Genomic DNA, 24,749 nt, shown 5'->3' with positions numbered 1-24,749 from the left:
ACGAGTCCTCGGCGGGCTACCGGACGAGGTGGTCCGGTAGCCCGCCGTGAGCCCTCTTCGGCGGGGGGGGGACCCTCACGCCGGAGCCACGACCGAGGTGTCCGCGGCGGGTCGCGCCGTCAGGTCGGGGGCGTTGAGCCGGACGGTCGTGGAGGGGGGCCGGGGTGCGGCGACGAGATGCAGCCGTTCGACCTCCGCCGTCTCCTGCTCCTCCGCCCCCTCCGCCGCCCGTGCCGGCGCGGTCCGCACGGCGTCGCGGCAGGCGCAGGGCTCCTCGTCGAAGCCGGCGAACCGGTAGGCGACCTCCATCATGCGGTTGCGGTCCGTGCGCCGGAAGTCGGCCACGAGATGGACGCCGGCCGCGGCGGCCTGGTCCACGAGCCAGTTCAGGATGACCGATCCGGCGCCGAAGGAGACCACGCGGCAGGAGGTGGCGAGCAGCTTCAGGTGCCATACGGCCGGGTGCTTCTCGACCAGCGTGACGCCGACGGCCCCGTGCGGCCCGAACCGGTCGGTCAAGGTGGTGACCAGGACCTCGTGGCCGGGGTCCGCCGACAACGCGCGCAGTGTCCGGTCGGAGTAGTGCACTCCGGTGGCGTTCATCTGACTGGTGCGCAGGGTGAGTTCCTCGACCCTGGTGATCTCCTCCTCGGTGGCCCGTCCGATGCGCATGACCAGGTCGAGGGAGCGGAGGAACTCCTCGTCGGGGCCCTCGTGGGCGGACCGTTCGGTCTCCCTGCGGAAGCCGGCCTGGTACATCTCGCGCCGGCGACGGGAGTCCACCGTGCTCACGGCGGGGCTGAACTCGGGCAGGCCGGTGAGGGCGACCGCCTCCTCGGCCGGGTAGCAGCGGACGTCCGGGAGGTGATGGGCGACCTCGGCCCGTTCGGCGGGCTGGTCGTCGATGAAGGCGATGGTCCGGTGGGCGAAGTTCAGGCCCTCGGCGATCCGCCGGACCGCTTCGGACTTGGGGCCCCAGCCGATCTCGGGCAGGACGAAGTACTCGGCGACGCCCAGCTCTTCGAGACGTGCCCAGGCCAGATCGTGGTCGTTGCGGCTGCAGACGGACTGCAGGACGCCCCGCGCGTCGAGTTCGACGATCGCCGCCCGTATCGCGTCGGGCAGCCGTACCTCCGCGTCCTCCAGCAGCGTGCCCTGCCAGAGGGTGTTGTCCAGGTCCCAGACCAGGCACTTCACCAGGGCCGGCGCGTCGGCGCCGGTCTTGTCGCTCATGTCGGCTCCACACTTGTCAACGCGTGCTGGGCGAGCAGGAGTTCGCACATCTCGTTGCTGCCCTCGATGATCTCCATCAGCTTGGCGTCCCGGTAGGCGCGGGCCACCGGGTGGCCGTCCTGGGCTCCCGCCGAGGCCATGACCTGGACGGCGGACGCGGCCCCTCGGGCGGCGTGACCGGCGCTGACGTGTTTGGCGAGGATGGTGGCGACCACCATGTCGGGGGACCCGTTGTCCCAGCGGTGGCTGGCGTGTTCGCAGGCGCGGGAGGCGACCTGTTCCGCGACGAAGAGGTCGGCCAGGTGCTTGGCGACGAGCTGGTGGCGGGCCAGCGGCTGCCCGAACTGCTCGCGGGACGCGGCGTGCCGGGTCGTCGCGGCCAGGCAGGCGCGCAGGATGCCGACGCATCCCCAGGCGACCGACATCCGTCCGTAGGCGAGGGCGGTGGTCACGAGCAGCGGCAGGGACAGGCCCTCGCCGCCCAGCACGCTGTCGGCGGGGAGGCGTACGGAGTCGAGGCGGACCTCGGCGTGTCCTGCGGCGCGGCAGCCCAGGGGGTCGGCCACCCGTCGTACGTCGACGCCCGGGGCCCGGGCGGGCACGACCACGGCGGCGGCGCCGTCGCCCATCCGTCCGAAGACGATGAGCAGGTCGGCGTAGTGGGCGGCCGTCATCCAGACCTTGTGACCGTCGACCACGACGGTGTCGCCGTCGGCGGTGATCCGGGTGTCGATGCCCGACAGATCGCTGCCGGCCTGGCTCTCGCTGAAGCCGACGGCGGCCAGTTCGCCCGAGGTGAGGCGGGGCAGCAGGGCGCGGCGCTGCGCCTCGTCGCCGAGCCGTTCGACGGTCCAGGCGGCCATGCCCTGGGAGGTCATGACGCTGCGCAGGGAGCTGCACAGGCTGCCGACGTGGGCGGTGAACTCGCCGCCGGTGCGGCTGTCCCAGCCGAGGCCGCCGTACTCGGTGGGCACACCGGTGCACAACTGCCCGGCGGCGCCGAGCTTTCTCAGCAGCTCGGCGGGAAGCAGGCCCGAGCGGTCCCAGTCACCGGCCCGGTCACCGACGAGGCCGGTGACCGAGGCCGTCGCCTCGGCGAGGCGCTCACTCACCGGCGTCCCCGGCTGCCGCGCGCAGACGGCGGACCAGTGCCGCCATTCCCGTGACGGTACGGAAGTTGTCCAGCCGCAGGTCGGCGCCACGGATCGCGATGCCGTAGGACTTCTCCAGGTGGACGACGAGTTCCATGGCGAACAGGGACGAGAGCCCGCCGGCCGCGAAGAGGTCGGTGTCCTCCTCCCAGACGGTCTTGGTGCGTACGTGCAGGAAGTCGAGGAGTTCCTTCTCCACGGTTCCCTCGGATGGCATGGTCATGACTTTCATCCCTCGTATTCGTAGAAACCACGGCCGGACTTCCGGCCGTTGTGGCCCGCCCGGACCTTCTCCAGCAGCAGGTCGCACGGGCGGCAGCCGCTGTCACCGGTGCGCTCGTACAGCACGTTCAGCGAGTCGACGAGGTTGTCGATGCCGATGAGGTCCGCCGTGCGCAGCGGACCTGTGGCGTGCCCCAGGCAGCCCTGCATGAGGGCGTCGACGTCCTCGGCGGTCGCGGTCCCCTCCTGTACCACCCGGGCCGCGTCGTTGATCATCGGGTGCAGGACCCGGCTGGTCACGAAACCGGGGGCGTCCCGGACCACGACGGGCTGACGGCGCAGGGTGGTGAGCAGGGCCCGTACGGAGTCCATGGCGGCCTCGCCGGTGCGGGCGCCGCGGATGACCTCGACCGTGCGGATCAGATAGGACGGGTTCATGAAATGCGTGCCGACGAGTTCCGCCGGACGAACAGCGGCCGAGGCCAGTTCGTCAATGGGAATGGACGACGTGTTGGACACCAGGAGAGTACCAGGCGAAACGATCGCGGAAACCTCCGCGATCACTTTCTCCTTGATTTCCGCCATTTCCGTGACGGCCTCGACGACGGCGGTCGATCCGGCCGCTTCCGACAACGATTCACCGATGACGAGCGGCCCGGGGGGAAGGTCGTCCGGCAGGGCGCCCATCAGCCGTGCGAGCCGCAGTTCGTGGGCGATGCGGGCCTCTGCCTCCGCACGTTTGGCCTGGTCGACGTCGATGAGTGTCACCGGCACACCGTGACCGACCGCCAGCGTGGTGATGCCGACACCCATGACGCCGGCGCCGAGCACGGTGAGGCGGGGCATTCCCCCCGGGGCACCGGAATTCTTTTCCAACATATCACTCCACTTGTTTTTCACGGTTCTCTCAGGGATTTCGGGGCGACTTACGAAATGACCGAATCGAGCCACCCCGTGACCGCGTCGACGGTCGTGCGCAGATGCTGTTCCATCATCGACCAGTGATTTCCCGGAACGTCCAGGACGGAATGCGCGGACGGCCATGAGGCCCGCCAGTCGATGTCGCTGTCCGGTGCCGGCTCCGCCAGGGGGCTGGATGCCCGGACCAGCAGCACGGGCGCCGCGACGGGGGGCGGCTCCCAGTCGTCCAGGAGCTGGAAGTAGCGCCCCATGGCGGTCAGCCGGGTGCCGTCCATGGGGGCGGCCCGGTCCTCGCGCTCGAACATGCCGCTGACCAGTACGTCGTCGAACTGGGTCATCGCCTCGTCCCCGGACAGATAGGTGTCCAGCAGCACCACGGCGGCCGGGCCGGCCCCGAGCGCTTCCAGGCGGGCGGCGGCGGCGTGCGCGAGGGTGCCGCCCGACGAGGAACCGAGCAGCACCTTCGGCCGGTCGCCGAGGCGCCGCAGGAGGACCTCGGTCTGGAAGTCCAGCAGGGCGGCCATGTCGGCGGGCAGCGGCTCGTCGGGGGCGAAGCCGGGCGCGTCCAGCGCGCTGACGCCGTAGCGGCCCTCGAAGGCGGACGCGAAGCGGCTGTACTGATGGGCTCCGCCGAGCGCCACCACCGAGGCGAAGCAGACCAGTTCGGGCGCGTCGTCGCGGATGTGCAGCCGCAGCAGCTCCGGACGGCGTCCGGACGAGCTCAGCAGCTCGGGGCCGGACCCGAAGTCGGGGCGGAGCTTCGCGGCCTGCTGGAGGATCTGGATGCCCTCGTGGATCCGGCCCACCTCGCACGCCTGCCGGAACAGGGCGCTGACCGCGTCGTGCGGCGGTTCACCGGCCTGTCCCCCGGCTCCGGGAGCGGTACTGCGGCTCAGCTCCCCCCGCAGGTGCTCGGCCAGCCGGGCGGGAGTCCCGGAGTCGAGTACGGCGGTGGGGCGCAGCCGCAGGTCGAGCGCGGCGGCGAGGCGGTTGCGCAACTCGACGGCGGTCAGCGAGTCGAACCCGCTCTCCAGGAAGGCGTCCCCCTCGGACAGGGCGTCCGGGTCGGTGTGGCCGAGCACCTCGGCCGCCTGGGTCCGCACGAGCCGCAGCAGGATCTCGCCCTGTTCGGCCTCCGGCGCGGCGGCCAGCCGGGGCCGCAGCGACGCGTCGGTCCCCGGGCCACGCCGGCGTACGGCGGGGGTCCGGACCAGCGACCGCAGCAGGTGGGGCACCGGGCCGCCGGGGCGGGCCCGCAGGTCGAGGCCCACCGGGACGAGGACGGGGTCGTCGCCCGCCAGCGCCGCGTCGAACAGGGCCAGGCCCTCCTCGGTGGGCAGGGCGCGCACCCCGCTCCGGGCCATCCGCCGCAGGTCCGTGTCGCCGAGGCCGTCGGTGAGGCCGGTGCGCTGCTCCCACAGGCCCCAGGCCAGGGAGGTGCCGGGCAGCCCCGCCCGGTGGCGGGCGGCGGCCAGGGCGTCGGTGAAGGCGTTGGCGGCGGCGTAGGCGGACTGGCCCGGACTGCCGAAGACACCGGCGGAGGAGGAGAACAGGACGAACGCCGTCAGGTCCTGGTCCCGGGTCAGCTCGTGCAGGTTCCAGGCGCCGTCGGCCTTGGGGCGCAGGACGGCCGACAGCCGCTCGGGGGTGAGGGCGGTCACCAGCCCGTCGTCCAGCACACCCGCCGTGTGCACCACGGCGCGCAGCGGGTGCTCCGGGGGGATCGCCGCGAGGCAGCCGGCCAGCGCCTCCCGGTCGGCCACGTCGCACGCCGCGACGGTGACCTCGGCTCCCGCCGCGCTCAGCTCCTCCGTGAGCGCGGCCATGCCCTCGGCGGCGGCACCCCGGCGCCCGAGCAGCAGCAGACGCCGTACGCCCTGGGTGGTCACCAGGTGACGGGCCACCAGTCCGCCCAGGATGCCTGTGCCGCCGGTGACGAGGACGGTGCCCTCCGGGCCGAACCCGGCGGGCCGGCCGGCGACGGGCGGGCGGACCAGGCGGGGTGCGTACAAGGTGCCGTCGCGCAGGGCCAGTTGGGGCTCGCCCTCGGCCAGGGCGGTGGCGAGGGCCGCTTCGAGGCCGTCGCCGCCGTCGGTGTCCAGCAGGACGAAGCGGCCGGGGTGCTCCAGCTGGGCGGTGCGCAGCAGCCCCCAGGCGGCGGCGCCCCCGAGGTCCGCGGGGACGCCGGCGAGGTCGACCGCGCCACGGGTGAGCAGGACCAGAGGGGTTTCGGTGAACTTCGGCTCCGCCAGCCAGCGTGGGAGCAGGTCCAGTACGGCGCCCACGGCGGCGCGGGCCGCTTCGGGGCCCGCGCCTTCGACGGGCGGGCACAGGGCCAGCACGGCGTCGGACGTGGTGGGCACGTCAGCGAGGGCCGGACACGGGTCGGCCCGGAAGCCGGCCGGCAGCAGGCCGCCGCCGGAGCTGCCGAGCGTGGCCCACGTTCCGGTGGCCGGTCCGGTACCGGGCAGCCGGGTCCAGTCGAGGCGGAACAGGGACCGCTCGGCGGCGGCCGGACCACCAGCCGCCGCCCGCAGGGTCAGCGCGCCGACGGTGACGACCGGGCGCCCGGTGCGGTCGGTGATCCGTACCGCCACGGCGTCGCCGCCCTGCGGGGCTGGGCTCAGTACCACCCGCAGCACCGGGTCGGCCGCGGGGGCGACCGTCACGTCGTGCCAGGAGAAGGGCAGCGGCACGCCTCCCGTACGCGCGTCCGTGTCGCGGGTGCCGTCGGGGCGCAGGGCCACCGTCTGCAGCGCGGCGTCGAGCAGGGCCGGGTGGACGGCGAAGCCGTTCTCGCGGGTCCCCGGCACCGACTCGGGCAGAGCCACCTCGGCGTGGATCTCGTCGCCGGCCCGCCAGGCGGCGCGCAGGCCCTGGAAGAGCGGGCCGTAGTGGACCCCGGCCGCCTCGAAGTCCGCGTACAGGTGATCGAGGTCGAGGCGTTCGGCGCCCTCGCCGGGCGGCCACCGGCCGGGGTCACCCGGCGCGGAGGCGGGCGTCCCGGCCAGGGTGCCCCCCGCGTGGCGGACCCACGGTTCGGTGGACTCGGGGTCGTCGGGGCGGGAGTACAGCGCCACGGCCCGGCGGCCCTCGGGGTCGGGCGCGTCCACGGTCAGGCGGAGCCGTCGGGCCTCGTCGGCGGCGAGGACCAGGGGTGCGGCCAGGGTGAGTTCCTCGACGGTGGTGCAGCCGACGTGGGCGGCGGCGTGGGCGGCCATCTCCACGTAGGCGACGCCGGGCAGCAGCACCGTGCCGGAGACCGCGTGGTCCGCCAGCCACGGATGGGTGCGCGGTGAGAGGCGCCCCGTGAAGAGCACTCCGTCGCCGTCCGGCAGATCCACGGCCGCGGTGAGCAGCGGGTGACCCGTCTCCGTCTGGCCCGCCGACTCGGGGTCCCCGGCGTGCGCGGGCACGTCGAGCCAGTAGTGGGTGCGCTGGAAGGCGTACGTGGGCAGGTCGGTGCGGCGGGCCCCGGTGCCGTCGAACACGCGCCGCCAGTCGACGGCCACACCGTTCGCGTGCGCCTCGCCGAGCGCCAGCAGCATCCGGTGCAGACCGCCCTCGTCGCGCCGCAGGGTGCCCAGCACCACGGCGTCGTCCGCGCCGGCGTCGGCCGCGGTGTCGCCGATGCCGTAGGTGAGCAGCGGGTGGGGGCTCACCTCGACGAAGGTGCGGTGCCCGGCGTCGAGGAGCAGGCGTATCGCGTCGTGGAAGCGGACGGTCTGGCGGAGGTTGCGGTACCAGTACGCGTGGGTGAGGTCGCCGGCGCCGATCCAGTCGGCGTCCACCGTGGACACCAGGGGCACGGCCGGGGCCTGGGGGACGAGCGAGGACAGGTCCTCGCGCAGCCGGTCCCGTACGGTGCTCACGTCGTCCGAGTGGGAGGCGTAGTCCACCGGGATGCGCCAGGCCATGACGCCCTCGGCGGAGAGTTCGTCGACGAGGGCGCCGACCTCGTCGCCGGGTCCGGCGACGACGAGCACGCGCGGCCCGTTGACGGCGGCGACCGTGACCTTGCCCGAGCGGCGTTCCAGGTACGGGCCGAGTTCGGCCGCGGAGAGCACGACGGTGGCCATGCCGCCGCCACCGGCGAGCCCGGCCAGCGCCCGGCTGCGCAGCGCCACCACACGGGCCCCGTCCGCCAGGGTGAGAGCGCCCGCGACACAGGCGGCGGCGACCTCGCCCTGGCTGTGGCCGACGACGGCGGCGGGCTCGACGCCGTACGACCGCCACAGCGCGGCCAGCGACACCATCACGGAGAACAGCGCGGGCTGGAGGACGTCCACCCGGTCCAGCGACGGCGCGCCGGGCGCGCCGCGCAGGACGTCGGTGACCGACCAGTCGATGTGCGGGGCGAGTGCCTGGGCGCAGTCCGCCATGCCGGCCGCGAACGCGGGTGACTCGTCGAGCAGTTGCGCGGCCATGCCGGGCCACTGCGAGCCGAGGCCGGGGAAGACGAAGACGGCCTTGCGTCCGGGCCGTGCGCGGGCGGAGACGACCGCCGGGTCGGGCCGTCCGGCGGCCAGCGCGGCCAGGCCGGACAGCAGGGCGGGACGGTCGTCGCCGACGACGACGGCGCGGTCGGCGAACCCGGACCGGGAGGTGGCCAGCGAGAAGCCCACGTCCAGGGGGTGCGCCTGCGGGGTGCCGGTCAGACGGGCGTGCAGGGCGGCGGCCTGTCCGCGCAGTGCCGCCTCGCCCTTGGCGGACAACGGCCAGGCCACGGGGCCGGGTACCTCGTCCCGGCTCTCGTCCTCGGCGGGTACGTCGGCGGGCGCCGCCTCCAGGACGGTGTGGGCGTTGGTACCGCTGGCGCCGAAGGAGGAGACGCCGGCCCGGCGGGGGTGATCGGTCTCCGGCCAGGGGGTGGCCTCGGTGAGCAGGGCGATGTCGCCCTCGGTCCAGTCGACCTGCGGGGTGGGACGGTCGAGGTGCAGGGTGCGCGGCAGCAGGCCGTGGTGCATCGCGAGCACCATCTTGATGACGCCGCCGACCCCGGCGGCGGCCTGGGTGTGGGTGAGGTTGGACTTGAGCGAGCCGAGCAGCAACGGCCGGTGCGCCGGGCGGTCCTGGCCGTAGGTGGCCAGTAGCGCCTGCGCCTCGATGGGGTCGCCGAGGCGGGTCCCCGTGCCGTGGGCCTCCACCGCGTCGACCTCGGCCGGCGAGAGGCCGGCCGCCGCCAGGGCCTGCTGGATCACCCGTTGCTGGGAAGGGCCGTTGGGCGCGGTCATGCCGTTGCTGGCACCGTCCTGATTGACCGCCGAACCCCGCACCAGGGCGAGCACGGGGTGGCCGTTGCGCCGGGCGTCCGAGAGCCGTTCGAGGAGCAGCACGCCGACGCCCTCGCCGAAGCCGGCGCCGTCGGCGGCCGCGGCGAACGACTTGCTGCGGCCGTCGGGCGCGAGGCCCCGCTGGCGGCTGAACCCGACGTACAGGCTCGGGGTGGACATCACCGTGACGCCGCCCGCCAGGGCGAGGGAGATCTCCCCCGCCCGCAGCGCCTGGCAGGCCAGGTGGAGGGCGACCAGCGACGACGAGCACGCGGTGTCGATCGTGACGGCCGGGCCCTCCAGACCGAGGGTGTAGGCGATCCGGCCGGTGACCACGCTGGGCACGGTGCCGGTGCCGATGAACGCCTCGACGTCCTCCGGTATGCGCTGGAGCCTGGCGCCGTACTCGTTGTACATGACACCCGCGTACACGCCGGTGCGGCTGCCGCGCAGGGACAGCGGGTCGATGCCACCGCGTTCGACGGCCTCCCAGCAGGTCTCCAGGAGGAGCCGCTGCTGCGGGTCCATGGCCAGCGCCTCACGGGGTGAGATCCCGAAGAAGCCGGCGTCGAAGCCGCAGGCGTCGTGCAGGAAGCCGCCCTCCGTGGTGTAGGAGGTGCCCGGGGTGTCCGGGTCGGGGTCGTACAGGGCGGCGGTGTCCCAGCCCCGGTCGGCGGGGAACCCGCTGACGGCGTCGCGTTCCTCGGCGAGCAGCCGCCACAGGTCCTCCGGGGTACGGACGCCGCCGGGGTAGCGGCAGCTCATCGCGACGATCGCGACCGGTTCCCGGGACTCCTCGCGCATCCGCGTGTTCTCGCCGCGCAGCCGCTCGTTCTCCAGCAGGGAGGCGCGCAGCGCCTCGACCACCTTGTCCGTGGACATCTCTCTCCTCGCTTCGTCTTCCGGGCCGGTACGCGGGTCAGTCACGCTCGCTCCCCAGCGCCAGCCGTACGAGGTCGTCCACGTCCATCTCCTGGATGCCGCTCTCGCTCCCGGACGCCTGCGGTTCGCCGCCCAGCGGGTCCGGTCCGGCCAGCTTCAGCAGCGCGTCCAGCAGTCCGGAGTCGCGCAGCCTGGCGGGCGGGATCGTCGACAGGGCCCGGGTGATGTCGGCGTCGGCCGGGGCCGCCGCCGGGGCCTGCGGGGCGCCTGCCGGGGCGAGGCGTTCGGCGCAGTACCCGGCGACGGCGGCCGGGCTCGGGTAGTCGAACACCAGGGTCGCGGGGAGCCTGAGGCCGGTCGCCGCGTTGAGGCGGTTGCGCAGTTCCACCGCGGTCAGGGAGTCGAAGCCGAGCTGCCGGAAGGCGCGTTCGGGGTCGACGGCCGAGGCCCCGGCGTGCCCGAGCACGTCGGCGGCGTGCGCGCACACCAGATCGGCTAGGACCGTACGGGCGTCGTCGGCGGCCAGTCCGGCGAGCCGCCGGCGCAGCGCGTCGGCCCCGTCGGTGTCCGCGCCGGAGGCGGCCGTGCGACGGACGGCGCCGCGCACCAGGGCGCGGAAGAGCGCGGGGACGGCGGCGTTGCCCGCCCTGGCGCGCATCCGGGCCAGGTCGATCCGGACCGGCACCAGTACGGCGTCGTCCAGTTCGAGGGCGGTGTCGAACAGGGCGAGGCCCTCGTCGGAGGTGAGGGCCCCCACGCCGCCTCGGGCGATGCGCCTGAGGTCGACCTCGTCGAGGGTGCCGGTCAGGGTGGAACGCTCGGCCCACATGCCCCAGGCCAGGGACTGGCCGGGCAGGCCCTGGGCACGCCGGTGCTGGGCCAGGGCGTCCAGGAAGGCGTTGGCGGCGGCGTAGTTGCCCTGGCCGGAGCTGCCGACGGTGCCGGAGGCCGACGAGAAGAGCACGAAGGCGGCCAGCGGCAGGTCGCGGGTGAGTTCGTGCAGGTTGAGCGCGGCGTCCGCCTTGGGGCGCAGGACGTGGTCGAGGCGCTCGGGGGTGAGGGAGCCGATGACCCCGTCGTCGAGGGTGCCCGCCGAGTGGACCACCGCCGTCAGCGGGTGGTCGTCGGCGACACCCGCGAGCAGTGCGGCCACGGCGTCGCGGTCGGCCGTGTCGCAGGCCGCGGCCCGCACCTGGGCGCCGAGGGCGGTGAGTTCGTCGACCAGGGCGTTCGCCTCGGGGGTGTCCGCGCCGCGCCGCCCGGTCAGCAGCAGGTGACGTACCCCGTGCCCGGTGACCAGGTGGCGGGCCACCAGGCCGCCGAGGACGCCGAAGGCGCCCGTCACGAGGACGGTGCCCTCGGGGTCCCACGGCTTCCCGGCGCCGCCGTCGGTGCCGGTGGCGGGTGTCCTGGTCAGTCGGGGCGCGAGCGTGCGTCCGTCCCGTACCGCGAGTTGGGGTTCGGTGGCGGCGATCGCGGCGGGCAGCGCCCTGAGGGCGTCGGCGGTGTCCTCGGCGTCGACGAGGACGAACCGGTCGGGGTGTTCGGACTGGGCGGAGCGCACCAGGCCCCACACGGCGGCGGCGGCCAGGTCGCCGATGTCCTCGCCGCGTGCGGTGGCGACACCGCCCCGGGTGATCAGGGCCAGCCGGGTGTCGGCCCAGCGGTCGTCGGCCAGCCATGCCTGGAGCAGACGCAGGGTGTCGGCGAGCGCGGTGCGGGCCGCGTCGGCGCTGTTCCCGCCGGGCGGGCAGGCCGTGACGACGACGTCGGGCACGGTGGCGCCGGCGTCCACGGCGGCGGTGAGCGCGCCGAGGTCGTCGTGGGTCTCGGGCAGGAGTCCGCCCGCGCCGAGCGCGGCCCACCGGCCGACGGGCTCCTCGGCGGTGGCGGGCAGCGCGGTCCAGTCGAGCCGGAACAGCGAGTCGCGGCCCTGGGCGGCGGCGCCGCGCAGGGCGTCCACGGCGATCGGGCGGATGGCGAGCGCGGTCACGTCGGCGACCGGCCGGCCGGCCGGGTCGGCGGCGGACAGGGCGACCGAGCCGGTGTCGTCGTAGCTCAGCCGTACGCGCAGTTCGGTCGCCCCGGAGGCGTGCAGGGTGACGCCTTCCCAGGCGAAGGGCAGCCGGGCGGTGCCGGGTTCGTCGCCCTGGTCGGCGCCGTCCGGGGTGGCCAGCCACAGGCCGTGCAGGGCGGCGTCCAGGAGCGCGGGGTGCAGCCCGAAGGCGGCGGCCCCGGTGTGCTGGTCCTCCGGCAGCCGGACCTCCACGTACACGTCCTGGCCCAGGCGCCAGGCGGCCCGCAGGCCGTGGAAGGCGGGGCCGTATCCGTAGCCGGCGTCCGCGAACCGCTCGTAGAGGCCGTCGACGGGCACCGGTTCCGCCCCGGCGGGCGGCCATGCCGCGCCGTACGGGTGGGCCGCCCCGTCGGTGGCCCCGGCCGGGGCGAGGACACCGGTGGCGTGCCCGGTCCACGGGGTGCCGGCGCCGTCCTCGCCCCGGGAGAACACGCCGAGGGTGCGGCGCCCGGAGTCGTCGGGCGCGCCGACCCGCACCTGGATCTGCACGGCGGCGTCCCGGTCGAACACCAGCGGTGCCTGGAGTGTCAGTTCCTCGACCCGGGGGCAGTCCGCCTCGTCGCCGGCGCGCACGGCCAGTTCGACGAAGCCGGTGCCGGGCAGCAGGACCACGCCGGAGACCGCGTGGTCCGCGAGCCAGGGGTGGGTCCGGGTCGACAGGCTGCCGGTGAGCACGAGATCCCCGGTGTCGGCGACCTCGACGGCCGTGCCGAGCAGCGGGTGACCGGTGGCACCGGGCCCGCGCGGCGTCGCCGCGGGCGGCTGGATCCAGTAGCGGCGACGCTGGAAGGCGTACGTCGGCAGCTCGGCCGTGCTCTCGCCGGGGAACGCGGCGGTCCAGTCGACCGCGCCTCCGCGCACCCACAGTTCGGCCGCCGACAGCAGGACGCGCCGCAGTCCGCCCTCGTCGCGGCGCAGGGTGCCGAGGACGACGGCCTCGCGTCCCGCGGTCTCGACGGTCTCCTCGATGGCCATGGTGAGCACGGGGTGCGGGCTGACCTCGACGAAGGAGGTGAACCCCTCGGCGGCCAGGACGCGGACGGCGGGGTCGAAGCCGACGGTCTGGCGCAGGTTGCGGTACCAGTAACCGGCGTGCATGCCGGTGGTGTCGAGCCAGGCGCCGTCCACCGTGGAGTACAGCGGGACCTCGCTCGGCAGCGGCTTGATGCCCGCCAGGGCGTCCATGAGGATGCCGTGGATCTCCTCGACGTGCTCGGAGTGCGAGGCGTAGTCGACGTCGATGCGCCGGGCCCGTACGCCCTGGGCCTCGCACTGCGCGAGCAGGGCCGCCAGAGCCTCGGCGTCGCCCGCGACCACGGTGGTGGCGGGGCCGTTGAGCGCGGCGACCGACAGCGCGCCGGCCCAGGGGGCGAGGGCGGCCTCGGCCCGGTCGGCGGGGAGGGACAGGGAGGCCATGCCGCCGCGTCCCGCCAGCGCGTCGAGGGTCTTGCTGCGCAGGGCGACCACCTGGGCCCCGTCCTCCAGGGACAGCGCGCCCGCCACGACGGCGGCGGCGATCTCGCCCTGGGAGTGGCCGACGACGGCGTCCGGTACGACACCGAACGACCGCCAGACCTCGGCCAGCGACACCATCACCGCGAACAGCGCGGGCTGGACGACGTCCACCCGGTCCCAGGCACCGCCCGAGCGCACGGCATCGAGCAGCGACCAGTCGACGAAGGGGGCCAGAGCCCGTTCGCACTCCTCCATGCGGGCCGCGAACACCGGCGATTCGTCCAGCAACTCCCGTGCCATACCGGCCCATTGGGAACCCTGGCCGGGGAAGACGAAGACCGTACGGCCCACGGTGTCGGCGACGCCGCGTACCAGGTCGGGGGCGGTGCCGTCGTCGGCGAGGGCGGTGAGCGCGGCGGGCAGCCGGGTGGCGTCGCCGACCAGCACGGCGCGGTGTTCGAACGCCGTGCGGGTGGTCAGGGCCCGGCCGATGCCGGCGGGCGGAAGGCCGGGCGTGTCGGCCAGGTGGGCGGTCAGCCGCTCGGCCTGCCCGCGCAGGGCGTCCGGGGACTTGGCGGAGAGCGGCCAGGCGACGGGCCGGGCCGGCGCCTCGTCGGGTGTCTCCCGCGGGCTCCGCTCGGGAGCCTCCTCCACGATCGCGTGCACGTTGGTGCCGCTCATGCCGAACGCGGAGATCCCGGCGCGGCGCGGGCGGCCCGTCGCGGGCCACGGGGTCGTGTCGGTGACCACGTCCACGGCACCGGCCGTCCAGTCGACCTGGGTCGAGGGCCGGTCGACGTGCAGGGTGCGCGGCACCTGCCCGTGCCGGAGCGCCAGGACGGTCTTGATCACGCCGGCGACGCCCGCGGCGGCCTGGGTGTGGCCGATGTTGGACTTCAGGGAGCCGATCAGCAGGGGGCGCCCGTCGGAGCGTTCCCGGCCGTACGTGGCGAGCAGGGCCTGGGCCTCGATGGGGTCGCCGAGCCTGGTGCCGGTGCCGTGGGTCTCGACGACGTCGATCTCGGCCGCCGAGAGCCGGGCGTTGGCGAGGGCGGCCCGGATGACCCGTTGCTGGGAGGGGCCGTTGGGGGCGGTCAGGCCGTTGCTGGCGCCGTCCTGGTTGACGGCGCTGCCGCGCAGGACGGCCAGCACGGGGTGCCCGTGCCGCTGTGCCTCGGAGAGCCGTTCGAGGAGGATCACGCCGACGCCCTCGGCCATGCCCATGCCGTCGGCGGCGTCGGAGAACGCCTTGCAGCGGCCGTCGGCGGCGAGGCCGCGCTGGCGGGCGAAGCTGATGATGGCGCCCGGGCTGGACATCACCGCGACGCCCCCGGCCAGGGCGAGCGAGCAGTCCCCGGCGCGCAGCGCCTGGGCGGCCAGGTGCACCGCGACGAGGGAGGCGGAGCAGGCGGTGTCGACGGTGACGGCGGGGCCCTCCAGGCCGAGGGTGTAGGAGATCCGGCCGGAGATCACACTGGCCGCGCTGCCGGTGAGGAGGTGGCCCTCGTTCTCCTGGGTCTGGGCCACTGAGGCGCCGTAGTCCTGGTAGTTGACGCCGGTGAAGACGCCGGTGTCGGTGCCGCGCAGGCGGTCCGGATCGAGACCGGCGCGTTCGAACGTCTCCCAGGAGGTCTCCAGGAGCAGTCGCTGCTGCGGGTCCATGGCGACCGCCTCGCGCGGCGAGATGCCGAAGAAGTCGGCGTCGAAGTCACCGGCGTCGTAGAGGAATCCGCCGTGCCGCACATAGCTGGTGCCGGGCTGGTCCGGGTCCGGGTCGAACATGGACTCCAGCGGCCAGCCGCGGTCGGTCGGGAACTCCGAGACGACGTCGCCGCCCTCCTCCAGCAGCCGCCACAGCTGTTCGGGGGTGTGCACCCCGCCGGGGAAGCGGCAGCTCATCGCGACGATCGCGATCGGCTCGTCGGCCGCGCCGGTGCCGGCGGGCGCGGGCTCGCGGCCGGCGGGCGTCCGGTGCTCGCCGAGCACCTCGGCGCGGATGTGCTCGGCGAGCACGGCCGCGGACGGGTAGTCGAAGACGAGGGTGGCGGGCAGGGGGAGGCCGGTGGCGGTGCGGAGCCGGTTGCGCAGTTCGACGGCGGTCAGCGAGTCGAAGCCGAGTTCCTGGAACGCCCGGCCCGGCCGCAGCTCCTCCGGGGAGTCATGGCCGAGGACGGCCGCGGCATGGGTGCGGACGAGGTCCAGGGTGACGCGGCGCTGCTCGGCCCCGGCCAGCCCGGCCAGGCGCTCGCGCAGCACGTCGGCGGCCGGTGTGGCGGCGCTCGCGCCGGGCGTCGCGGCCTCCTCCAGCTGGCGCCTGGCCTCCGGTACGCCGGTGAGCAGACGGCTGGGGCGTACGGAGCCGAAGACCGCGGCGAACTGCTCCCAGTCGACGTCGGCGAGGGCGACGACCGTCTCGTCGTCGTCGAGTGCCTGCTGCAGTCCGGCGAGCGCGAGGTCGGGCTCGATGAGCGGCAGGCCCTGCTTCTGCACCCGGTAGAAGTCGGACTCGTCGACGGTCTCGCGGACGGCCCACGGGTTGGCGGCCGACCAGACACCCCAGTCGACGGTGGTGGCGCTCAGGCCCCGGGCCCTGCGGTGTTCGGCGAGGGCGTCGAGATAGGCGTTGCCGGCGGTGTAGGCGGCGTGGTTGCTGCTGCCCCAGACCCCTGCGACGGAGGAGAACAGCACGAACGCGTCGAGTTCGCGGTCGAGCAGTTCGTCCAGGTGCCGGGCTCCCTCCGCCTTGGCGGCGACGACCTCGGCGAAGGCGTCGAGCGGGGTGTCGTCCAGGGAGGCCAGCTGGATGTAGGCGGCGGCGTGGAACACGGCGGTGACGGGGGTGCCCTCTTCCTCCAGCCCGGTCAGCAGCCGGGCGACCTGCGCGCGGTCGGCCACGTCGCAGGCGGGCAGGGACAGCCGGGTGCCCAGTTCGGCGAGTTCGGCCCGCAGTTCGTCGGCTCCGGGGACGTCGGCGCCGCGCCGTCCGGGAAGGACGAGGTGCTCGGCGCCGCCGCGGGCGAGCCAGCGCGCGACGTGCGGGCCGAGGGCGCCCGTGCCGCCGGTGACGAGGACGGTGCCCCGGGGCTTCCACGCGGGCCGGGTGCCGGGCGGGCGGGGGGCGCGGACCAGGCGTCGGCCGAGGAGTCCGGCGGAGCGGACGGCGAGCTGGTCCTCACCGGTGGCGCCGGCGAGGACCGCGCGGAGCCGGTCGCGGGACAGGGAGGTGAGGGTCGGCGGCAGGTCGACCAGACCGCCCCAGCGGGTGGGGTGCTCCAGTGCGGCGACCATGCCGGTGCCCCAGACCAGTGCCTGGTCGGGTGCGGTGAGCGGGTCGCTGTCACCGGTGGAGACGGCGCCGTGAGTGGCGCACCACAGCGGGGCTTCGACGCCGAGGTCGCCGAGCGCCTGGACGAGGACGAGGGTGAGGGCCGAACCGGCGGAGACCGCGGGGTGGTCGGGGTGCGGCCGGCCGGCGATCGCCAGCAGCGACAGGATGCCGTGCGGGGTGCGGCCCTCCAGGGCGCTGGTGAGCCGCTCCCCCAGGGTGACGCGGTCGGCGTCCGTGTCGGTGAGCCGCACGGTCACGACGTCGGCCCCGGCCTCGGTGAGGGCCGTCACGGAGTCGTGCGCGAGCGGGGCGCCCGGTACGTCGTCGTGCCCTTCGGGCAGGACCACGAGCCAGGTGCCGGACAGGGGCGCGGCGGGCGGGTCGGGTACCGGCTGCCAGTCGACGCGGTAGCGCCAGGTGTCCACGGCGGCGCCCTGCCGCTGCCTGCGGCGCCAGGCGTTCAGGGCGGGCAGCACCGTGCCGAGCGTCTCGGCGTCCACCGCCAGGTCACCGGCGGCCTCGGCGGCGTCACCGCGCTCGACGAGACGCCAGAACGCGGAGTCCACCGCGTCCGCCTCGTCCGCCGTGCCCGACGGGGCGGCCGGCTCGGCGGACTGGAGCCAGTAACGCCGGTGTTCGAACGGGTAGGTGGGCAGGTCGGTGCGGCGGGCGCCGGTGCCTTCGAAGAGGACCGGCCACAGCACCGGGACGCCGCGCACCCACAGTTCGGCGGCCGAGGTGAGCGCGCGGGCGAGGCCGCCCTCGTCACGGCGGAGCGTGCCGGTCACCACGGTCCGCGGGGCCTCGGCAGACTCTGCGGACTCTGCGGACCCGGCAGCCTCGATGGTCTCCTGCACGGACATGGTGAGCACCGGGTGCGGCGAGACCTCGACGAAGACCTGGTGACGCTGGTCGGCGAGGGCGCGCACGGCGCCGTCGAACTCGACGGTCTCGCGCAGGTTCCGGTACCAGTACCCGGCGTCCATCTCCGTCGTGTCGAGCCAGTCGCCGGTGAGGGTGGAGTGGAGCGGCACCCGGCCCGCCACGGGCACGATGCCGTCCAGTGCGTCGAGCACCTCCTCGCGGATGCGCTCGACGTGCGCGGAGTGGGAGGCGTAGTCCACCGCGATCGTGCGGGTCCGTACGCCCTCCTCCTCGCAGGCGGCGATCAGCTCGGTCAGGGCCTCCGTGTCTCCGGAGACGACGACGGCGGACGGTCCGTTGACGGCGGCGAGGGAGAGCCGCCCTGACCACCGGGCGACGAGTTCCACGGCGCGCTCGCGCGGGACGGCCACGGAGACCATGCCGCCGTGCCCGGCGAGGGAGAGGATGGCCCGGCTGCGCAGAGCGACGACCTTGGCTCCGTCGTCCAGGGAGAGGGCGCCGGCGACCACGGCGGCGGCGATCTCGCCCTGGCTGTGGCCCAGGACGGCGTCGGGCTCGACGCCCCAGGAGCGCCACTGCGCGGCCAGCGAGACCATCACGGCCCACAGTGCGGGCTGGACCACGTCGACCCGTTCGAAGGGGGGCGTGTCCGGGGCGCCGCGCAGCACGGCGTCGAGCGACCAGTCGACGTACGGCGTCAGTGCCTGCTCGCAGGCGGCGATGGAGGCGGCGAACACCGGTGAGGTGTCCAGCAGTTCCACCGCCATACCGGCCCACTGCGCGCCCTGGCCCGGGAAGACGAACACCCGTCGGCCGTCGATGTCGGCCACGCCGCGGATCAGCCCCTGGGCGTCCTCGCCGCCGGCCAGCCCGTCGAGGGCGGCCGCCGGGGCCTCGCCGCCGGTACCGAGGAGCACCGCGCGGTGTTCGAAGGGGGTGCGGCCTGTCGCCAGGGAGTAGCCGGTGTCCAGCGGGTCGGGGGCGCCGCCCCCGGCGAGGTGGCTTCGCAGCCGCTGGGCCTGGTGGGCGAGGGCCTGCGGCGACCTCGCGGACAGCACCCAGGGCACGCCCGGCGCGCCGGGCGCGGGCCGCGGCTCCGGTCCGTCGTCGTCCGAGGCGGCTCCGGGGACGGCTTCGGGGACGGGTGGTGCCTGTTCGAGGATGGCGTGCACGTTGGTGCCGCTGAAGCCGAAGGAGGAGATGCCCGCGCGGCGGGGTGCGCCGGTGTCGGGCCAGTCGCGGGCCTCGGTGAGCAGCTCCACCTCGCCGGAGGCCCAGTCGACGTGCGGGGAGGGCTCGTCGGCGTGCAGGGTGCGCGGGAGGACGCCGTGCCGCAGGGAGAGCACGGTCTTGATCATTCCGGCGACTCCGGAGGCGGCCTGGGTGTGGCCGATGTTGGACTTGAGTGCGCCGAGCCGGAGCGGGCGGCCGTGCGGGCGGTCCTGCCCGTAGGTGGCGAGCAGGGCGTCCGCCTCGATGGGGTCGCCGAGGGTGGTGCCCGTGCCGTGCGCCTCGACGACGTCGACGTCGGCCGCGGTCAGCCCGGAGTTGGTGAGGGCCTGGCGGATGACCCGCTGCTGGGCGAGGCCGTTGGGGGCGGACAGGCCGTTGCTGGCGCCGTCCTGGTTGACGGCGCTGCCGCGCAGCACGGCGAGGACCGGGTGGCCGTTGCGGCGGGCGTCCGAGAGCCGCTCCAGGAGGACCACGCCGACGCCTTCGGCCAGGCCCATGCCGTCCGCGGAGGCGCCGAACGCCTTGCAGCGGCCGTCGGCGGCGAGGCCGCGCTGCCGGGAGAAGCCGACGAAGACGCCCGGGGTGGCCATCACGGCGACGCCGCCGGCGAGGGCGAGCGAGCAGTCGCCGCCGCGCAGGGCCTGCGCGGCGAGGTGGGTCGCGACCAGGGAGGAGGAGCAGGCGGTGTCGACGGTGACCGCCGGGCCCTCCAGACCGAGGGTGTAGGCGACGCGCCCGGAGACCACGCTGGCGGCTCCGCCCGCGACCAGATGTCCTTCGCCGCCCTCCGGCGAGGAGCCGGCGAGCGAGGTGTAGTCCTGGTAGTTGACGCCGGCGAAGACACCGGTCGGGGTGGTGCGCAGGGACGCCGGGTCGATGCCCGCCCGTTCGAACGCCTCCCAGGAGGTCTCCAGGAGCAGCCGTTGCTGCGGGTCCATGGCGACGGCCTCGCGTGGCGAGATGCCGAAGAAAGCCGGGTCGAAGTCGCCCGCGTCGTGCAGGAAGCTGCCCTCGCGGACGTAGGAGGTGCCCTGGTGGTCGGGGTCGGGGTGGTAGAGGCGGTCCAGGGGCCAGCCGCGGTCGGCGGGCATGCCGGAGAGCACCTCGCCGCCGTCGATGAGCAGTTGCCACAGCCGCTCCGGAGTGTCGATGCCCCCGGGGAAGCGGCAGCTCATCGCGACGATGGCGATGGGCTCGTCGGGGTCCGCGACGGGGACGACGGCCGTCGTGGCCGCGGCCGGGGCGGTGTCGCCGAGGAGTTCGGTGCGCAGGTGCTCGGCGAGGAGCGCGGCGCAGGAGTAGTCGAAGACGACGGTGGCGCGCAGTCGCAGGCCGGTGACCTGGTTGAGCCGGTTGCGCAGTTCGACGGCGATCAGTGAGTCGAAGCCCAGTTCGCGGAAGGCCCGGTCGGGCAGGACGGCGTCGGCCGAGTCGTGGCCGAGGACCGCGGCGGCGTTGGTGCGGACGAGGTCCAGCAGGGTCCGGCGGACCTCGGGTTCGGCCAGTCCCGCGAGGCTGCGGCGCAGCGCGGAGGCGCCGTCGGCGTCGTCCGGGTCGGGTTCGGTCCGGTCCTCGGCGGTGGCCAGGGCGCGGACGTCGGGGAGGTCGGCGATGAGGGGGCTGGGCCGTACGGAGGTGAAGACGGGCACGAAACGGGCCCAGTCGACGTCGGCGACCACGACGACGGTCTCGTCGTCGTCCAGGACACGCTGGAGGCCGCCGACGGCCAGCCGCGGGTCCATGAAGGGGATCCCGCGTTCGAGGAGGGCGCGTTCGAGGTCGCTGGTGGCGAGGCCGCCGCCCTCGGCGCTCCAGATGCCCCAGACGACGGAGGTGGCGGTGAGGCCCCGGCCGCGTCGGTGGGCGGCGAGGGCGTCGAGGTAGGCGTTGCCGGCCGCGTAGGCGGCGTGGTCCGCGCTGCCCCACACACCGGAGACGGAGGAGTACAGGACGAACGCGTCGAGGTCGGTGTCGGCGAGGACGGCGTCGAGGTTGGCGGCGCCCTGGACCTTGGCGGCCAGGGTGGCGGCCATGCTCGCCGGGTTCTCGTCGCGTACGGGGAACAGCTGGGCGGCCGCGGCGGTGTGCAGGACGGCGCGGACCGGGTGCCCCTCGGCGGCGACCCGGTCGACGAGCGCGGCGAGCGCCTCGCGGTCGGTGATGTCGCAGGCGGCCAGGGTCACACCGGTGCCCAGGGCGGTGAGTTCGGCCGCCAGTTCGTCGGCGCCGGGGGCGTCGGCACCCCGGCGGCCGACGAGGACCAGGTGGTCGGCGCCGCCCCGGGCGAGCCAGCGGGCGGCGTGGGCGCCGAGCCCGCCCGTGCCGCCGGTGACGAGGACCGTGCCGGAGGGCCGCCAGGGATCCGACGGCGCGGGGGTGGAGGGGGTGGCGCGGACGAGCCGGCGGGCGTGCGCCCCGGAGGACCGTACGGCGAGCTGGTCCTCGTCGCCGGCTCCGGCCAGGAGGTCGACGAGCAGGTGCCCTGCGCGGGCGTCGCACTGCTCGGGCAGGTCGATCAGACCGCCCCACAGACTCGGGTGTTCCAGGGCCGCCGTGCGGCCGAAGCCCCAGACGAGGGCCTGGACCGGGTGGGGCACCGGTTCGGACGGGTGCACCGGCACGGCCCCCGAGGTGACGCACCACAGCGTGGTCCGGACCCCGAGGTCGTCCAGCGCCTGGACCAGGGCGGTGGTGAGCGCCAGGCCGACGGGCAGGGCGGGCAGTCCCTCGTGCGGCCGTTCGTCGAGGGCCAGCAGGGACAGCACTCCGGCGGGGGCGGTCTCCGTGCCGGGCCCGGTGGCCAGCAGCTCGCGCAGGTGGTCGGTGAGCCGGGACCGGTCGGTGTGGCTGTGGTCGAGGACGACGAGTTCGGGGTCGGCGCCGCGCTCGCGCAGGGCCTCGACGGCACGGGTCACCGCCGCGTCGGCGGTGTGGCCGTCCGGGACGAGGACCGGCCAGCGGCCCCGCAGCGGTGCGGCTGCCTTGGCCGTGAGCCGCTGCCAGGAGATGTGGTAGCGCCAGCCGTCGAGGACGGCCCGGTCACGGCGGTCACGGCGCCAGGCGGATAGGGCGGGCAGGACGTCGCTCCAGCTGGCGGCCTCGACCCCGAGCGTGGCGGCGACCTCGGCGACGTCCTCGCGTTCGACGGCGGCCCAGAAGGCGGCGTCCGCGGGGTCGGTGGTGTCCCGCGTGGTGCCGGGCCGGGTCTGCGGCTCCAGCCAGAAGCGCCGGTTCTGGAAGGCGTACGTCGGCAGTTCGACCCGCTCGGGCCGGTGGGCGGCGAACACGGCCGCCCAGTCCACCGGCACACCGTGCACGTGCACCTGGGCGAGGGCGGTGAGCACCCGGTGCAGGCCGCCCTCGTCGCGGCGCAGGGTGCCGGTGACCAGGGTCGGCGGGGCCGGGACCGCCGCGTCGGGGTCGGCGAGGTCGTCGAGTGTGTCCTGTGTCGGCACGGTGAGCACGGGGTGCGGGCTGATCTCGACGAAGACGCTGTGGCCGCGCCGGACGAGGTCCCGCACGGCGGCGTCGAACTCGACGGTCTGCCGCATGTTCCGGAACCAGTAGCCGGCGTCCATGCCGGTCGTGTCGAGGGATCCGCCGGTCACCGTCGAGCAGAGCGGGATGGTGGCAGCGCTGGGCCGGACGCCGGCGAGCGCGTCGAGCAAGCCGTCGCGCAGCCGGTCCATGTGCGCGGAGTGGCCCGCCACGTCGGCGGCGACCCGCCGGGTCCGCACCTGGCGTTCCTCGCACTGGCGGAGGAACTCGTCCAGGGCCTCGGGGTCCCCGGAGACGACCGCGGAGGCCGGGCCGTTGACGGCGGCGACCGACAGGCGGCCCTCCCAGGCGCCCAGGCGGTCCCGCAGGGTGTCGGCGGGCAGCGCCACGGAGGCCATGCCGCCGGTGCCGGAGAGTTCCAGCTGGGCGCGGCTGCGGACGGCGACGATGCGGGCGGCGTCGTCGAGCGACAGGGCGCCGGCGACGTACGCGGCGGCGATCTCGCCCTGGGAGTGGCCCACGACGGCGTCGGGTTCGACCCCGTACGACCGCCACACGGCGGCGAGGGAGACCATCACGGCGAACAGCACCGGCTGGACGACGTCGATGCGGTCCAGCGGCGCCGCGTCGGGCTCGCCCCGCACGACCGCCGACAGCGACCAGTCCAGGTGCGGGGCGAGGGCCTGTTCGCACTCGGCCATGCGGGCGGCGAACACCGGTGACTCGTCCAGGAGTTGCCGTGCCATGCCCGCCCACTGCGAGCCCTGGCCGGGGAAGACGAAGACGGTCCTGCCGTCGCCCGCGCCGGTGCGGCCGGCGACCGTCTCGGCGGCACTGGTGCCCGCGGCGACGGCGGCGAGCCCGCGCAGGAAGCCCTCGGGCCGGTCGGCCACGACGACGGCCCGGTGCTCGAACGCGGAGCGGGTGGCCGCGAGCGAGTGGCCGACATCGGCCGGGCGGAGTCCGGGCCGGTCGGCGAGCCAGGAGGCGAGCCGGGCCGCCTGGTCGCGCAGCGCCTCCGGGCTGCGGCCGGACAGCGGCCAGGGCACGGTCGGCAGGGGGGCCGCGTCCGGTTCCGCGCCGGACGCGAGACCGGACCCGGCGTTCGGCACGGTGAGCGGCCCGGCGTCGGCGATCGGCTCGGCCGCGCCCTGTCGGCCGCCCTCGGGCGCCTGCTCGTCGGCGGGCCGCTGCTCGGCCTCGGGTGCCTGCTCGATGATGACGTGCGCGTTCGTGCCGCTCATGCCGAACGAGGAGACGCCCGCGCGGCGCGGGCGGTCGACGGACCAGTCGCGGCGTTCGGTGAGCAGCCGCACGCCGCCGGAGCTCCAGTCGACGTGCGGGGTGGGCGCGTCCACGTGCAGGGTCTGCGGCAGCACGCCGTGCCGGATCGCCATGACGACCTTGATGACACCGGCCAGGCCCGCCGCGGCCTGGGTGTGGCCGATGTTGGACTTGATCGAGCCGAGCCACAGCGGCTGGTCCTCGGCGCGGTCCTGGCCGTAGGCGGCGAGCAGGGCGTCCGCCTCGATGGGGTCGCCGAGCCGGGTGCCGGTGCCGTGTGCCTCGACGGCGTCGACGTCGGCCGGTGCCAGCTGGGCGTCGGCGAGCGCGGCGCGGATCACGCGCTGCTGGGAGGGACCGTTGGGGGCGGTCAGGCCGTTGCTGGCGCCGTCCTGGTTGATGGCGCTGCCCCGCAGCACCGCGAGGACCGGGTGGCCGTTGGCGCGGGCGTCGGAGAGGCGCTCCACCAGGAGCACGCCGATGCCCTCGCCCCAGCCGGTGCCGTCGGCGGCCGCCGCGAAGGGCTTCGCGCGGCCGTCGCCGGCGAGGCCGCCCTGGCGGGAGATCTCCACGTAGGCGCCCGGCAGGGCCATCACGTTGACGCCGCCGACGAGCGCGAGCGAGCACTCGTCGTTGCGCAGGGACTGCGCCGCGAGGTGCAGGGCAACCAGCGAGGCGGAGCAGGCGGTGTCGACGGTGACCGAGGGCCCCTCCAGGCCCATGACGTAGGAGACGCGCCCGGACATGACGCTGATCGCGTTGCCGGTCATCAGGAAGCCCTGGACGCCCTCGGGCGCCCCGTCGGCCAGCGACATGTAGCCCTGGTCGATGGAGGCGGCGAACACGCCGGTACGGCTGCCGCGCAGCGACACGGGGTCGATGCCGCCCCGTTCGACGGCCTCCCAGCAGGTCTGGAGCATCAGCCGCTGCTGCGGGTCCATGGCGAGCGCCTCGCGGGGCGAGATGCCGAAGAAGGCCGGGTCGAAGCCACCGGCCTCGTCCAGGAAGGCCCCGGTGACGGGGACGCCGGAACCGGCCAGCCCGGCGGCGTCCCACCCGCGGTCGGCGGGGATCCCGGAGTAGGTGTCGCGGCCGTCCGCCACCAGGTCCCACAGATCCTCCGGACTGTGCACCCCGCCGGGGAAGTGGCAGCTCATCGCGACGACGGCGATGGGCTCACGGCTGCGCTCCTCGACGTCCCGCAGCCGTCGCCGGGTCTGCTGGAGGTCGATGGTGACGCGGTTGAGGTAGTCACGGAGCTTCTGCTCGGTCCGGTCGCTCACTGGGCGTTTCTCGCCTTCTCCTGG

The 24,749-nt window shown here is 75.2% G+C and carries 6 protein-coding genes; all 6 read right to left on the bottom strand.

Going from position 1 to position 24,749, the window contains the following annotated elements:
- Window positions 1–75: 75 nt before the first annotated feature.
- Window positions 76–1,233, bottom strand: coding sequence for an HAD-IIIC family phosphatase (locus SCAB_RS40155; RefSeq protein WP_013005785.1), 1,158 nt, complete (start codon window positions 1,231–1,233; stop codon window positions 76–78).
- Window positions 1,230–2,345, bottom strand: coding sequence for an acyl-CoA dehydrogenase family protein (locus SCAB_RS40150; RefSeq protein WP_013005784.1), 1,116 nt, complete (start codon window positions 2,343–2,345; stop codon window positions 1,230–1,232). Before SCAB_RS40150 ends, SCAB_RS40155 begins: the two co-directional genes overlap by 4 nt.
- Entirely contained in the window at window positions 2,338–2,616 is a 279-nt protein-coding gene (locus tag SCAB_RS40145; RefSeq protein ID WP_013005783.1) for an acyl carrier protein, read from the bottom strand. The genes SCAB_RS40150 and SCAB_RS40145 overlap by 8 nt, the downstream gene beginning before the upstream one ends.
- Window positions 2,613–3,452 (bottom strand): 3-hydroxyacyl-CoA dehydrogenase family protein, encoded by an 840-nt coding sequence (locus SCAB_RS40140; protein ID WP_013005782.1) that lies wholly within the window; start codon window positions 3,450–3,452, stop codon window positions 2,613–2,615. The genes SCAB_RS40145 and SCAB_RS40140 overlap by 4 nt, the downstream gene beginning before the upstream one ends.
- An 80-nt stretch (window positions 3,453–3,532) precedes the next feature.
- Complete coding sequence (locus tag SCAB_RS40135; RefSeq protein ID WP_013005781.1) at window positions 3,533–9,682, bottom strand: type I polyketide synthase; 6,150 nt, start codon at window positions 9,680–9,682, stop codon at window positions 3,533–3,535.
- Window positions 9,683–9,719: 37 nt separating this feature from the next.
- A complete protein-coding gene (locus tag SCAB_RS40130) occupies window positions 9,720–24,725 on the bottom strand; it encodes a type I polyketide synthase (RefSeq protein WP_013005780.1) in 15,006 nt (5,001 codons plus the stop codon).
- Window positions 24,726–24,749: the final 24 nt, after the last annotated feature.

The sequence above is a fragment of the Streptomyces scabiei 87.22 genome, assembly GCF_000091305.1.
In the GTDB taxonomy this organism is placed as follows: domain Bacteria; phylum Actinomycetota; class Actinomycetes; order Streptomycetales; family Streptomycetaceae; genus Streptomyces; species Streptomyces scabiei.
Note: the sequence above shows the minus strand (reverse complement) of the source record. Positions and strands in the feature narration are given on the sequence as shown.

Excerpts from the sequence above, each read along its gene's own strand:
- SCAB_RS40155 (WP_013005785.1), bottom strand. The coding sequence starts at position 1,233 with ATGAGCGACAAGACCGGCGCCGACGCGCCGGCCCTGGTGAAGTGCCTG.
- SCAB_RS40145 (WP_013005783.1), bottom strand. The coding sequence starts at position 2,616 with ATGAAAGTCATGACCATGCCATCCGAGGGAACCGTGGAGAAGGAACTC.
- SCAB_RS40140 (WP_013005782.1), bottom strand. The coding sequence starts at position 3,452 with ATGCCCCGCCTCACCGTGCTCGGCGCCGGCGTCATGGGTGTCGGCATC.
- SCAB_RS40135 (WP_013005781.1), bottom strand. The coding sequence starts at position 9,682 with ATGTCCACGGACAAGGTGGTCGAGGCGCTGCGCGCCTCCCTGCTGGAG.